The sequence below is a fragment of the Pseudoalteromonas rhizosphaerae genome, assembly GCF_902498845.1.
Taxonomy (GTDB): domain Bacteria; phylum Pseudomonadota; class Gammaproteobacteria; order Enterobacterales; family Alteromonadaceae; genus Pseudoalteromonas; species Pseudoalteromonas rhizosphaerae.
The window spans coordinates 134,234-147,635 of record NZ_CABVLM010000006.1; the positions used below are offsets into that span (position 1 = coordinate 134,234).

Annotated in this window: 15 protein-coding genes; 3 read left to right on the forward strand and 12 right to left on the reverse strand. The window is 40.5% G+C overall.

Annotation, left to right across the window (positions count from 1 at the left end; all coding sequences use genetic code 11):
• Positions 1-2: 2 nt before the first annotated feature.
• The 12 genes from PSR9079_RS11110 to PSR9079_RS11170 form a co-directional block, all read right to left on the reverse strand.
• Positions 3-2,009: a FlgK family flagellar hook-associated protein gene (locus PSR9079_RS11110; RefSeq protein ID WP_149981569.1), complete on the reverse strand. Its 2,007-nt coding sequence runs from the start codon at positions 2,007-2,009 to the stop codon at positions 3-5.
• A 1-nt stretch (position 2,010) separates the two neighbouring features.
• A complete protein-coding gene (flgJ, locus tag PSR9079_RS11115; RefSeq protein WP_149981571.1) occupies positions 2,011-2,979 on the reverse strand; it encodes a flagellar assembly peptidoglycan hydrolase FlgJ in 969 nt (322 codons plus the stop codon).
• 252 nt (positions 2,980-3,231) lie between these two features.
• Positions 3,232-4,326 carry a flagellar basal body P-ring protein FlgI gene (locus PSR9079_RS11125; protein ID WP_149981574.1) on the reverse strand — a complete coding sequence of 365 codons (1,095 nt, stop codon included), beginning with the start codon at positions 4,324-4,326 and terminating at the stop codon, positions 3,232-3,234.
• An 11-nt stretch (positions 4,327-4,337) separates the two neighbouring features.
• Positions 4,338-5,021: a flagellar basal body L-ring protein FlgH gene (gene flgH / locus PSR9079_RS11130; RefSeq protein WP_149981576.1), complete on the reverse strand. Its 684-nt coding sequence runs from the start codon at positions 5,019-5,021 to the stop codon at positions 4,338-4,340.
• Positions 5,022-5,039: 18 nt separating this feature from the next.
• On the reverse strand, positions 5,040-5,828 hold the full coding sequence (gene flgG, locus PSR9079_RS11135; protein WP_149981578.1) for a flagellar basal-body rod protein FlgG: 789 nt from the start codon (positions 5,826-5,828) through the stop codon (positions 5,040-5,042).
• 21 nt (positions 5,829-5,849) lie between these two features.
• Positions 5,850-6,614 (reverse strand): flagellar basal body rod protein FlgF, encoded by a 765-nt coding sequence (locus PSR9079_RS11140; RefSeq protein ID WP_149981580.1) that lies wholly within the window; start codon positions 6,612-6,614, stop codon positions 5,850-5,852.
• A gap of 159 nt (positions 6,615-6,773) precedes the next feature.
• Positions 6,774-8,129, reverse strand: a complete 1,356-nt coding sequence (gene flgE, locus PSR9079_RS11145) for a flagellar hook protein FlgE (RefSeq protein ID WP_149981582.1) — start codon at positions 8,127-8,129, stop codon at positions 6,774-6,776.
• 26 nt (positions 8,130-8,155) lie between these two features.
• Positions 8,156-8,848, reverse strand: a complete 693-nt coding sequence (locus PSR9079_RS11150) for a flagellar hook assembly protein FlgD (RefSeq protein ID WP_149981583.1) — start codon at positions 8,846-8,848, stop codon at positions 8,156-8,158.
• 14 nt (positions 8,849-8,862) lie between these two features.
• Positions 8,863-9,294: a flagellar basal body rod protein FlgC gene (gene flgC / locus PSR9079_RS11155; protein ID WP_149981585.1), complete on the reverse strand. Its 432-nt coding sequence runs from the start codon at positions 9,292-9,294 to the stop codon at positions 8,863-8,865.
• Positions 9,295-9,296: 2 nt separating this feature from the next.
• Positions 9,297-9,707 carry a flagellar basal body rod protein FlgB gene (flgB, locus tag PSR9079_RS11160; protein WP_149981587.1) on the reverse strand — a complete coding sequence of 137 codons (411 nt, stop codon included), beginning with the start codon at positions 9,705-9,707 and terminating at the stop codon, positions 9,297-9,299.
• A 199-nt stretch (positions 9,708-9,906) separates the two neighbouring features.
• Positions 9,907-10,737: a CheR family methyltransferase gene (locus PSR9079_RS11165; RefSeq protein WP_149981589.1), complete on the reverse strand. Its 831-nt coding sequence runs from the start codon at positions 10,735-10,737 to the stop codon at positions 9,907-9,909.
• A gap of 20 nt (positions 10,738-10,757) precedes the next feature.
• Positions 10,758-11,690 (reverse strand): chemotaxis protein, encoded by a 933-nt coding sequence (locus PSR9079_RS11170; protein WP_149981591.1) that lies wholly within the window; start codon positions 11,688-11,690, stop codon positions 10,758-10,760.
• A gap of 141 nt (positions 11,691-11,831) precedes the next feature.
• Between PSR9079_RS11170 and flgA the strand changes: the two genes are divergently transcribed.
• The 3 genes from flgA (at position 11,832) to flgN (ending at position 13,356) form a co-directional block, all read left to right on the forward strand.
• Positions 11,832-12,539, forward strand: a complete 708-nt coding sequence (gene flgA, locus PSR9079_RS11175) for a flagellar basal body P-ring formation chaperone FlgA (RefSeq protein WP_149981592.1) — start codon at positions 11,832-11,834, stop codon at positions 12,537-12,539.
• Positions 12,540-12,617: 78 nt separating this feature from the next.
• The gene (flgM, locus tag PSR9079_RS11180; RefSeq protein ID WP_149981594.1) at positions 12,618-12,932 is read left to right on the forward strand and encodes a flagellar biosynthesis anti-sigma factor FlgM; all 315 of its coding nucleotides are present in this window, start codon (positions 12,618-12,620) and stop codon (positions 12,930-12,932) included.
• A complete protein-coding gene (flgN, locus tag PSR9079_RS11185) occupies positions 12,925-13,356 on the forward strand; it encodes a flagellar protein FlgN (RefSeq protein ID WP_149981596.1) in 432 nt (143 codons plus the stop codon). The genes flgM and flgN overlap by 8 nt, the downstream gene beginning before the upstream one ends.
• Positions 13,357-13,402: the final 46 nt, after the last annotated feature.

Here is a 13,402-nt window from a genome sequence, read left to right on the forward strand (position 1 = left end):
AATTACCTCGCAGCATTAAGTAAAGTGTCAAATATAGAACGGGCTGTTGAAAGCACTTGTGCAGACGCCGCATAAGATTGTTGAAACCGCAATAAATTGGCAGCCTCTTCATCAAGGTTAACTCCCGAGAGTGATTCATACCAGGCTTCAGACTGTTGAGCTAATGCCTCAAAAGCAGCACCATTGGTCTTCGCTTGATTGGTAACAACACCAATATCAGTAACTAACCCTGCATAGGCTTGATTAAATGTTTTATGATTATCAGCCGATGCGGTTGTGGTAACATTTTGCCGCACTAGCTCGCCACTTTGTAACCCAGCTAACATTAAGCCATTGCGGTTATCGTCAAAACCACCTTCATTAAACTCCAGTGTAAAACTATCACCTACCGCTGTGGTGCCTTCAATATCAAAATCAAAACCGTAACTATCATAAGGAGGGCCAGCTTGCTCTAGTAGATTTTTAGCAGGTGGAGTAATCGTAAAAGTCGAGCTGCCGTTATTGTCTGTAATTGTATATTCATTAGCATTAGCGGTTTTCACTATCGTGATATCGCCATTTGCTAGATCCGGAGGCGTCGTGGCTGTAAAGCCACCCGAAGTCACACTAGTAACAGTCCCTGCTGATATATTGCCATTACCTGTATTGTTTATATTATCTGCCGTACGAATTGGAGAAGCCAGCGCTAGCGCTTCTGGTCTATCGGTAGCCAGTGTTAAACTCGATGCAGCCTCGGCATTCAGTTTAACTGCAAATTTATCGCCAACATTACCAGTCCCTGTAACGTTTAATTGTAAACCAAAAGATTCCCCACCGGTCATAGTCGATGAATCAATAACGCCAGCAACTATATTGGCGGTTGAGGGAGAGCCTAATGGTTCACCTTTATTATCGACCGGTTGTATTTCTACCGTTGTGCCACTGGTATAAGTAACAATAAAGTCACTGGCAGGAATTTCACTGCCTTTACCTGGTTCTAAGGTAGCCGTCATGCTTGAATTGCCTGTATTGGCTTGATAAGCGTGACCGCCAATCGTTGGGATTGTAAAAATATCACCACCGAGCTCGCCATTACCGTCCATTCCTAAACGGTTTTGTTGATTAAAAGCATCAGCAATCGCAAGCCCCATTTGGCCAAGTTGGTTTTGTGCTGGCACTAAAATGTCATCACGAAATGCTAATAATCCGCCAATTTTACCTTTAAGCTTAGTCACATCAACATCAAGCGGCACAGCTTTGCCGCCATCTATGTCTAAATGTAATTCTTTAAAATTAGGATCAGGATCGCCCGCCATCGAAAATAAATTAAATGCGCCATCTTGCATTACTAATGATTCGCCGGTGCCCATAAATACGAGCTTTTCACCGTTGGGGCCATCAAGTGTCTCTACATCAATTAATTCCGATAACTTACGAATAGCAAGGTCTCTTTCGTTGTACGTGGTGCTTGAGTTTGCCTCGTTACGCGTACCATTTACGGTAGCTATTTGCTTATTCAAGCTGCTAATATTTTGAATTAATGTATTCGCTTCATCAGAAAATATTTCTAACTGATCATTCACGATATTTTTTTGATTAAATACAATGCCTGATAAGCGATCCATTTGATCAATCAAATTTTTTGCATCCGTCATTACGAGCGATCGTGCAACTGAGGATGATGGCTGATTTAAACTTTCCTGCACATTATTGAATAACGAATTCATACTAGTCGATAGACTATTGGATTCTTGAGAAAACAAACTATCAACCCGGCCAGCCTCAGTCACAAATTGGTCGAAAAAGGTTTTATTTGAGGTATCACGATTGAGTTGCTTTTGTGCAAACTCATTTAATAAACGATAGGTTTCTCCACGACCGACTTGGTTATCAATCATGGTCATATGCTCTGTACGCTCGCGTACATAACCTACCGTATTAACATTGGTAATGTTCTTACTGGTGGTTTGCAGTAACTCAGAGCTAGCTCGAACTCCTGAGCTTGCAATGTCAAATAAGTTAAACGACATGTTAATTTACTCCTTGGCGAACCAATGATGTCGCCAATGTCTTAAGCTCTGTGTGGTTTAGCACTTGCTTAATTTTGTCAGCGTAATTGGGGTCAGTGGCATAACCAGCTTTTTGTAATGAATCTAAAAAGGCAGCCGGTTTTGCGGTATTTTGTAGCGCTTCTTGGTAACGTGGGTTTTCTGTCAAAAACTGCACAAAGTCATTCACACTCTCTTTAATAGAATCATATGCACGAAAACTAGCTTGTTTTTTAACTGGTGTGCCTTGCTCAAATTCAAGCGTCATTTTGTTGGCTTTCTCACCTTGCCAGCTTTTATCTGATTTAATATTGAATAAATTAAAGCTGCTATTACCATCACTTTTATTAATGATATGTTTCCCCCAGCCAGTCTCAAGAGCTGCTTGTGCAACCATCACAGCGGGGTTCAAACCAATTTTTTCAGCGGCTGTTTTGGCATGTTCCCAAACACTACTGATAAAATCTTCTGCATTTTCAAACTGAGGTTTTTGCGCTGTTGATGAGCTGCTATTAACAGCCTGAGTGTCAGCCGTCTTATCAGCGTTCTTGCTGGTTGCACGTTGATCACTGGTAAAATCATCGACAGTGCGCAGCACTGAACTAGGGGTAAATTTTTTTCCGTCAGGAGAGAGTTGTTGCACTATGAGATCGGCTAAACCCAATGAACCTTTTGAAGATAAATCAACCGATAACTGTTGATCATGCATTTCTTCAAAAAACTTTACACCACTGGAGTTAAAAGGACTGTCTTCGTCTTCAAACGCTTCGTTTGCTTTACGCATGCTTTTTAGAAGCATTTGCGTAAAAATAGATTCAAATTGTGCCGCTGCTTTTTTGAGCGCTTCTTTTGATGCTTCAGGCGAGGCACCACTTTTTAAGGCATCTTGACGTAACGTATTAAGATTGCCTAAATCAAAGAAGTTTTGTTTATCGAGATGATTAGTATCCATCAGCAATTTGACACAGTGATTAATAATAGTATTAATAATGCAATAATTAAGCCAATGCGAGTTTGCGAGTTTGCGAGTTTGCGAGTTTGCGAGTTTGCGAGTTTGCGAGTTTGCGAGTTTGCGAGTTTGCGAGTTTGCGAGTTTGCGAGTTTGCGAGTTTGCGAGTTTGCGAAAGTATAAAAGCGTTGATTAATTATGCAAGTCAAGCCCCCCTAAATGCAAGTTAACACAAACTTAGGGGGTCAATATGGTTTAAATAACCACGAGTTGACCGCTAATGGCACCCGCTTCTTTTAATGCTTCAAGGATTGCCATTAAATCCCCCGGTGCAGCACCTACTTCATTAATTGCGCGTACTAAATCGTCAAGGCTCACACCTGGGTTGAATACAAAGGCTCGTGAATCATCTTCGTTAACATCAATAATACTTTGATTAGTAACGGCAGTTTCCCCTTCACTTAATGCGTTAGGCTGCGATACATTTTGCTGTTCTGCGATCGTAACGGTAAGACCACCATGGGTAATTGCCGCCGCTTGTAACCGCACGTTTTTGCCGATCACTATGGTGCCAGTGCGTGAATTTACAATAATTTTTGCCGAAGTATCGGCAGGTTTAAACTCTAAGTTTTCAAGCGTAGACAAATAAGCAACACGCTGCGACGCATCACGCGGGGCAATAACACGAATTGAAGCGGCATCAAGGGCATGTGCACTGTCTGGGCCGATAAGCTCATTAATGGTTTGCTCCAAACGTTTAGCAGTAGTGAAATCAGGACGATTTAAATTAAAAGTTATGTAATCACCTTGCATAAAAGGACTTTTAATTGCCCGTTCCACCGTTGCGCCATTTGGAATACGTCCTACCGTGGGCGTGTTCATTACGATCTTACTACCATCAGCTCCTTCGACACCTAACCCGCCAACAATTAGACTACCTTGCGCGATAGCATAAGTATTTCCATCAACCCCTTTCAAAAAGGTTTGTAGTAATGTTCCACCACGTAAGCTACCCGCACTACCAATTGACGATACAGTAATATCGATTGTCTGCCCTGGCTTTCTAAATGCAGGTAATTCTGCATGCACAGCAACCGCTGCTACATTTTTGATTTTGGGTTTTAAATTCGATGCCATGGTAATACCAAAACTATTTAGCATGGCTTTAAAACTTTGTTCAGTAAAACGACTTTGCTCACCGGTGCCAGGTAAACCTACTACCAGACCATAACCAACTAACTGGTTTGAGCGAACACCTTCAACCATTGAGACATCCTTGATACGTTCAGCGCTAGCAATAGAATGCCAAGCTAATAAACATATACACAGCAACGCTTTCAAGCTATTCATATCAACATCCTTTAAAAAGGGAACAGAGAGCTGGTGAAGAATCGAGTTAACCATCCTGCCGTTTGAGTCTCTTGCATTTGCCCTTTACCAGAATACTGAATACGCGCATTCGCGATTCTGTTAGAGGTCACAGTATTATCTGCAGTAACATCTTGCGGACGAACAAGTCCTTCCAGACGAATAAATTCTTCGCCGGTGTTTAAAGTCAGCCATTTTTCACCACGGATCACTAAATTACCATTAGGTAATACCCGCATAACATTCACGGAAATATCACCAAATAAACTATTAGATTGATTTGACTTAGTATCACCTTTGAATTTAGCACCGCTGCCCACACCAAACTGAATACTATCGCCACCAATATTAACCGGTAGTCCGCCTAACCCAATGACAGGATCTAAGCTGGCATCACTTTGTTTATCCGTTTCAGTTTTAGCTGCTTTAGATGATTGCGTCGATTCTTGCAGTTTAACTGTAATAATATCTCCGGTGCGTAACGCTTTTTTATCTGAATATAAATCGTTTGATAAATTGCTATCAAACAATGAGCCTGTCGGTACAACTTGCGCTGCAGCAGGCTCTGGGTACATAGGAGCATAGTATGGATCATCTTGAACCACGCTGTGGTTTTGAGTCGTCATACAACCACTCAATATAAATGCACCCGTTAAGATTATAGATAAATTACGCATAACTTTGCTCCGAATTAGTTAAAGTTGCTGACTGATGTAACTCATCATTTCGTCAACCGCTGAAATCACCTTTGAATTCATTTCATAGATACGTTGAGTTTCAATTAGGTTAACTAACTCTTCGGTTACATTTACGTTAGAGGTTTCAAGTGCGCCTTGGACAACAGTGCCTAATCCTTCTAGACCAGGGTTACCTTGTACAGGTGCGCCACTGACGGCCGTTTCGGTATATAAATTTTGGCCTACAGGCTCTAGACCTGATGGATTGATAAAGTCACTGATCGTTAACTGACCAATCACCACATTCTCAGGTTGTCCTTCTATTTTCACCGATACCTCACCATCTTGTGATACGGTAATTGACTTCGCATCATCCGGTACATTCATTTCTGGCTGCACAGGAAAACCTGCACCAGCAGTAACAATACGACCATCTTCATCCGTGGTAAATTGACCATTTCGCGAATAGGCGATATTGCCATCGGGCTGTAAAACTTCAAAAAAGCCTGGCCCTGATATCATCCAATCCAATGAGTTTTCAGTGGTTAACATGTTACCTTGAGAAAAGTTCTTCTGATTAGCAACTACTTTGGTACCAGCACCAAGCATCAGACCAGAAGGCATCTCTGTATCTTGTGATGAACGCCCCCCTGGCTGATTAATATTTTGATAAAGCAAATCTTCAAATACAGCACGACTTTTCTTATAACCAACAGTACTGGCATTGGCTAAATTATTTGAGATAACCGAAATATCGGTTTGTTGAGCATCAAGCCCCGTTTTACTTATCCACAATGCAGGATTCATATTAATGTCCTCTCAATAAAGTTAAACAATACGCAGCAATTGAGTTTGACGTTCGTCAATTTCTTCAGCCGTTTTCATTAACTTAACTTGTAATTCAAATTGGCGTTGATGGCTTATCATATCCACCATCTCATGTACCGGATTCACATTTGACATTTCCAAAGTGCCACTCATTACTTTCACATCATTAGAGATGTCACAAAATCCACATATACCATTTTCCAGTAATTCGGATTTTGGTCGAAATAAGCCATCATTGCCTTTTTCAAGCTCAGAATTATTTGCCTTAATTACCTTCAAACGGTCAACAACTTCTAAAAAGTTAGCCGGCGCACCTTGCGGGCGAACTTGGATTGAACCATCGTCACTAAATTCGACTTTCTCCACCGGCAATGGCAGAATAATCGGCCCACCTTCGCCAATAACTTGACGCCCGTGACTGGTGATCAAAGCGCCATCAGGGGTGATATTCAACGTGCCAACTTTAGTATATGCCTCATTACCTGAAGCATCTTGCACTGTAAGCCACCCTTTATCGCTCATAGCAATATCAAGATCACGTCCAGTTTCAACAATACCGCCGGAAGTCATATTAGAGCCTGGCCGTTCCTGCATAGTAAAAACACGTGTCGGTAAGCCTTCACCAAAAGCTTGCATTGAGCGCGCTTGCGCGAAGTCAGCTTTAAAGCCTGTGGTATTGGCATTTGCTAAATTATTTGCTTTAAGCTCTAGGCCCCGCAAACTTTGCTTAGCTCCAGACGCTGCAATGTAGACCATCTTGTCCATAACATCGACTCACGTTAAAAATCTATAACATGACAAATGCAAGATAAGTGCCACAATAAAATGACGTAATAAATTACAAAATATAATCAAGCACAAATAAAAAAGGCTGCTAATAAATAGCAGCCTAGGTGTCGGATTGTAAAAAATATTAAAACGAGATTAACGGATCTGCAAAATAGCTTGCTGTAGTGTTGAATTCACTTCGAGTGCACGCGAGTTAGCTTGGAAGTTACGCTGTGCGCTGATCAAATCAACAAGCTCATTGGTTAAGTTCACGTTTGATTGCTCTAATGCTGATGAGCTAATCTTACCAAATGCGCCTGAATTTGCTTCACCCGCTACAGGGTCACCTGAAGTTAAACTTTTCTTCCATGACGTATTGCCTACTTGTTGTAACCCCTGTGAATTGGGAAAACGGACTAACGCAACTTGACCTAGGTAGTTAGAGTCACCATTACTATAAGAAGCAACAATTTTTCCATCAACACCAATGTCTATATTTGCCAACCGTCCCACAGCAGCACCATCTTGAGATAATACTTTATTTTCAAACTTGCCTGCATGCTGGGTCGGGATTTTTGCAGAGGTACCTGCTTCATCACGCCAGTTGATAGTTACATTATTAGGAAAGCTAGCACCATTGCTTAAAAACCCTGTCAAATTAGTGCTATCTAACACAACAGGGTTAAATGTATTGCCTGTATTTGCGGTACCATTGGTGTTAAGTGGTAAGCCGTTCGCATCAAACTGAAATGTTGAAATTGGATTAAATGGTCCAGTAGCGCCTTGCGAGCTTCCATCAGGATTGAATGCTTGACCGTCTAACGTGGCATAGGTTTGCCACTCATTAGCATTACCTGTAACAGCTGCATCCGTTTTCACAAAAAACAATTGCATAGTATGCGGCTCACCTAGCGAATCATAAACATTGGTTGAGGTAGAGTGAGTATATGACCCTGATTGAGTTGGATCAAATGGTGTAATAGTCGGTATATCTTTGGTCGAATCCAACCGAAAAGACGAATATACACTTGTTGTAGCCCGCGGGGAACCTGATGAATCAGGAATTTGAATCGCCCCAGAGGAGGTTAAACTTACTGATGTTGCATCTCCACTAATTTCATCAACAGGAAAGCCTTGTAAGTAATTACCTTGTGCGTCAACGATAAAGTTATCTTTATCTAATTTAAACGCCCCTGCACGAGTGAATGTTTTATCTTGTGAGCCTAACTCATTGCTAAGAGCAAAGTATCCTTCACCTCCTATAGCAAGATCGAGTGAATTTTTAGTGCCTAATGTTGAACCTTGGTGAAACTGCTGTGCTACAGATGCTGTTTGTACACCATCACCATTTTTAGTTTTACCCGAAGAAAAAACTGATGATGAATAAACATCGGCGAACTCAGCTCTCGATTCTTTAAAACCGTAGGTATTTACATTAGCGATGTTATTAGCAGTAACATCCAAATCTTTTTGTGCGGCAGCAATGCCAGTTAATGCAATATTAAAACTCATAATTCACCTCTAACCTATAAAATTTATCACGCAATTTCTGCTACATCAGACAGCTTAACTGCCCCTTCTTTAGTATTAATAATAATACCGTTAGCGCCATTAATATTGACGCTATCAATATTTTTATAAGAGGCCATGGGTAAACTAGTAAATTCTTCGCCCATGTTGCCCTCTGCTTTGATATTGTATTCTCCTGGCGGAAGGCTCTCACCGTCTTTATTTTTTCCATCCCAGTTAAAACGTAAGCCACCAGCAGGTTTATCACCTAACTCAATTATTCTCACTAGTTGTCCGGAAGCATCTGTAATACTGAGCCTTAAATCTTTAACGGGACTTTCAACAGCAATCATGCCAGAGACATCACCACTGCTGTTAAGATCTAATGTATCTGATTCAACTAAAGCTTTTTTACCTACCAGAGTTGATGCTTGCAACGCTGAGTTAGAGGTCATTGAAGCAGCTAAAGACTCAAACTTTGAATTTAAATTTGAGATACCTTCTGCCATGGTAAAGTTCGTCATTTGTGCAATCATTTGGTCGTTGTCCGCAGGTTTACTGGGATCTTGAAACGACAGTTGCTGCGTTAATAATGAAAAGAAATCTTCTTGCGTTAAGGCATCACTTTTCTTTTCGCCAGCTTTTTCGACAGTATCTTGCTTACTCGGCCAACGAAGCGAATCTATATAACTTGATGACGCAGTGTTAATGTCGTTACTCATAATCTAACCCTCAATTACCGCTGCCCAAGCAACAGTGTTTTACTTAACATTTGCTTCGCTGCATCAGCAACTTGCACATTGGTTTGATAAGAGCGTGAGGCGGAAATCATATTAGCCATTTCTTCAACGACATTAACGTTAGGTTTGTAGATATAACCATTTTCATCCGCACTGGGGTGATTTGGGTTATATTCAATTTGCAGTGGTTTATTACTCTCTACAATGCCTAGTACTTTAACGCCAACAGACGATCCCTGCGTATTACCAGTTGATTCTGATGCTTTCATCAGTTCAGCTGCAAAAACAGGGTGACGCGCCCGGTAAGTTTTGTCTTGGCTTGAGCTAATGCTATTGGCATTGGAAATATTACTTGCGGTGGTGTTCAAACGCACATTTTGCGCACTCATACCACTACCTGAAATATCAAAAACGTTATATAAACTCATGCTTAGGCTCCTTGACTACCGAGGGCTTTTTTAAGGCCTTTAATTTTACTACTCATAAATTGCAGGCTTGCCTGATACTCTAATGAGTTCTTTGTATACAAGTTTCGTTCCACTTGTATATCAACCGAGTTACCATCACCTGTATCTGCTTGATTTGGCGAACGAAACATTTCACTATTACCGATATAACGACTACCACCGGCAATGTGATTCGGGTTAGTTGTTACCATGTTATTGCCGCCTTGCTGGTGGCTTTTTGCCGCTTTCAATGCTGAAGCAAAGTCGATATCCTTCGCTTTATAGCCCGGCGTATCAGCATTAGCGATATTGGTTGCTAATAACTCAGCACGTTGCGAACGGATCAACATTGCATGAGGATGAACCCCAAATGCTTTATCAAAACTGATAGCCATAACCATCTCCAAAAAATTGACTTAAGATGATTAATGCAAAAGGTGAGCCAACTAGGTTAGTGTTTTATGATGTGTTTAATTTTTGATTTAAAAAGAAAAACGATGTGGAGGCACATCGTTTTATCGTATTCTAGATTCGGCTTTACTACCGATGAGACTTGAGTTACTTGTGTTTTAGCGCGTTATTTACGCTGGTAAGTTATTTCTTTTGATAAATAATACCAGGATTACAGCGTACCATATCAAACTCGTTACTTAACCCTGACATAGACTCTGAAGCACCTAAAAATAAATACCCCTTAGGGTTAAGTGCTTGAGCAAACTGAGCAATAATTTTGGCTTTCACCTCAGGTGCAAAATAAATCAGCACATTACGGCAAAAAATAATATCAAATTTGCCCATTAGTGCGTATGAATCTAATAAATTAAGGTGTCGAAAACTCACTAATTTTTTTATTGAGTCGTTAACTTGCGCCATCCCATTGCCGCTATCTTTGAAGAACTTCTTCCTGCGCTCTACCGACAGCCCTCTAGCTAAAGCAAGAGAGTCATATTCTGCATGTTTACACATATCTAACATAGTATTAGAAATATCGGTGCCGATGATCTGCGCGCCCATTTTTAATACACCCGGCTGCTTAGCTTGAAACTCAGCGACCGACATGGCAATAGAATATGGCTCTTGTCCTGAGGAACTTGCCGCTGACCAAATTTTCAACGGTCGACGCAACTCTTTATGCTCTGGGAATAACTTACTTTGTAATAGTTCAAACGGGTATTGATCCCGAAACCATAAAGTTTCATTGGTCGTCATAGCATCAACAACTGCGGCACGTAACTGCCGCTCATGCGGACTCAGTGTTTTACTGACCAATTGTGACAATGACTCAACATTGAAACGAACCATTAGCGGAGCAAGCCTGCTTTTGACTAAATAAAGCTTATTATCACCCAAAACAATGCCACATTGTTGCTCTAAAAAAGAACGAAACTGATCGTACTCGCTTTGTTGTAAATGCTTATTTTCCAAAGTAACACCGCCTTTTCAAATTAGTCACAATGAACCCATTTTTTCACTGCTGTAGCTAACTCATCCGGATTGAACTTAGCAATAAAGTCATCAGCCCCCACTTTTTCAATCATCGCTTGATTGAACACACCACTGAGTGATGTATGCAGAATAACATGTAATGGTGCTAACTTTGGATCTGCTTTTATTTCAGCCGTGAGGGTATAACCGTCCATTTCTGGCATTTCAACATCGGAGATCAATAAACCAACTCGCTCGGTAATATCATGCTTACAGTCAAGTGCAGCAATTTCCCGAAGGCGAATTAATGCTTCTTTCCCGTTTTTAGCAAGCTCTGTCTGCACGCCTAACGGCTCTAGAGCACGTTTAACTTGATTACGAGCAACGGCAGAGTCATCGGCAATAAATACGATGCGCTCACCTAAGTCTTTTTGAATTTCACCATCATTAGCTATTGCTGCACTGACTTCAGTATTTACCGGGCAAATTTCATTTAATATTTTTTCTACATCAAGAATTTCGACTAACTCATTTTCAATTTCGGTCACTGCTGTTAAATACGAATATCTGCCAGCCCCAGACGGTGGCGGCATTATTTTTTCCCAATTCATATTTACAATTCGCTCAACGCCGCCAACCAAAAAACCTTGTACGGAGCGGTTATATTCAGCAATGATAATAAAACTATCTTTAATATTCTCGATCGCGGGGCCACCTACAGCCATTGATAAATCAATAACAGAAATAGTTTGCCCACGTATATGTGCGACACCTCTTACATAGGCATTTGACTTCGGCATGTTTGTTAAAGGAGGGCATTGCAGTACTTCTCTCACTTTAAACACATTAATACCAAAGCGCTGCCGCCCTCTTAGCTTGAATAATAATAATTCAAGCCGGTTTTGCCCAACCAATTGAGTACGTTGGTTAACTGAGTCTAAAATGCCTGCCATTTCAATCTCCTGAAGAAAGCGAATAAGAACGGAACAATAATTGCTTTCTTTCTGTAAAGCTACATAACTACACGGGAGCGTCTGTTTATTGACGCTAAATATTTATACCCTGTTTTCAACCATAAGCATAGTCGAAACATTATGAGTTTGTTAAAAAAAAGCCGAAGATACAGTGTTTTTTATTTTCTTGCTAGCTTATGCCTAGTAACTCCACTGTATGCGCAAACATATAGCAAAGAACAATTGCAAGAACTTGCTGTATCCCATGTCTATGATCAATTAGACCCTAATACTGCCGATGATAAGGAACTCAGTGCTCTAACATTGGATAGCCGGATCCCTGATCGTGGCTGCAACAGCGACCTTGCATTTAATATTCCTACTGAGCCGCCATTTAATCGCCAAATAACCGTACAAATAAAATGTGATGACCTCAATGGTTGGAGTCAATATGTTCATGTACGTATGATTGAACTCACCCCTGTGATTATAGCCACTGAAAATTTAAGTCGGGGTGAGGTTATTGAAGCTCATCATTTACGTTTGATTATGAAACCAAAACATTTCGTAAGAGCGCAGTATTTACAAGATCAAGAGCTGCTGATTGGTAGCCGCAGCAAACGTAATATCCGCAGTGGTTACCCTGTTGCATTAAATCAAATCTGTATGGTCTGTAAAGGCGATAATGTCACTATTTTTGCAATAATTCGAGGATTGAAAATAAAAACTTCCGGTTTAGCACTAGAAGATGGTACTTTAGGAGAGCAGGTAAAGGTTAAAAATGCAAAGTCAGGGAAAGTTTTAAATGCCCGCGTTGATGGTGTTGAGTCTGTGCAGGTAATTATTTAAATTTTCGTATTTGTGCTAAAGTTTCTAACATGGTTGCCGATAACAAGGCATGTGTTGGATAATGTATAGGTTAAAATCATGGTAAGCCAAGTAAATAAAGGTCAGCAACAGGCTAATGTGTTGACCAATGCTAAACAGCAAAAAATTGATTTACAAAATAATAATGCTAATACTGCGCAAGCAACTACGCCAAAAGCGACTGCTGACTCAGTAAGCTTAACGCCACAAGCGCAACAATTAAAATCTTTGCAAGACAAAGCACAGCAATCTTCTGGTTTTGATAGCAACAAAGTGGCTGAGCTAAAAAAAGCAATTACTGAAGGTAAATATCAAATCGATGCTGAAAAGCTAGCTAAGAATATCGCTGCATTTGAGTTTGATGTCTATGGCTGATCACACCAATTTGATCAGTTCTAAACTTGTTATGCAGCTAAATTGCTTAACATCCCTTGCTGATATCTTAGAAGATGAATTAACCGCTATAGCCTCCCGTCGTGGCGAGGGCCTTAAAGATATCGCGAAACAAAAACTTGCCTTTTTAAGTCAAATTCAAACGTTAGATAAAGAACTAAAAGCCTTATTTGCAGGTAATGACGTTGAATCTGACGAAGTAACAAGCTTAACGAGTGATGTGCATAAGCTATTAGAGTCATGTAAAAAGAAGAATGACGTTAATGCTCATGCAGCCCACCATGCACAATTAACAGTAAAACAATTAAAAGACATTTTGATTGGTGTGCCAACCTCTACAACATATGACCAAGATGGTAGTGTTGTTCATGGTAACAGTAAGATCGTCCATAACTTAAAAGCATAATTTGACTCCTACTTTTAGTTTTACAAAATTCCCTTTGTTTATTTTT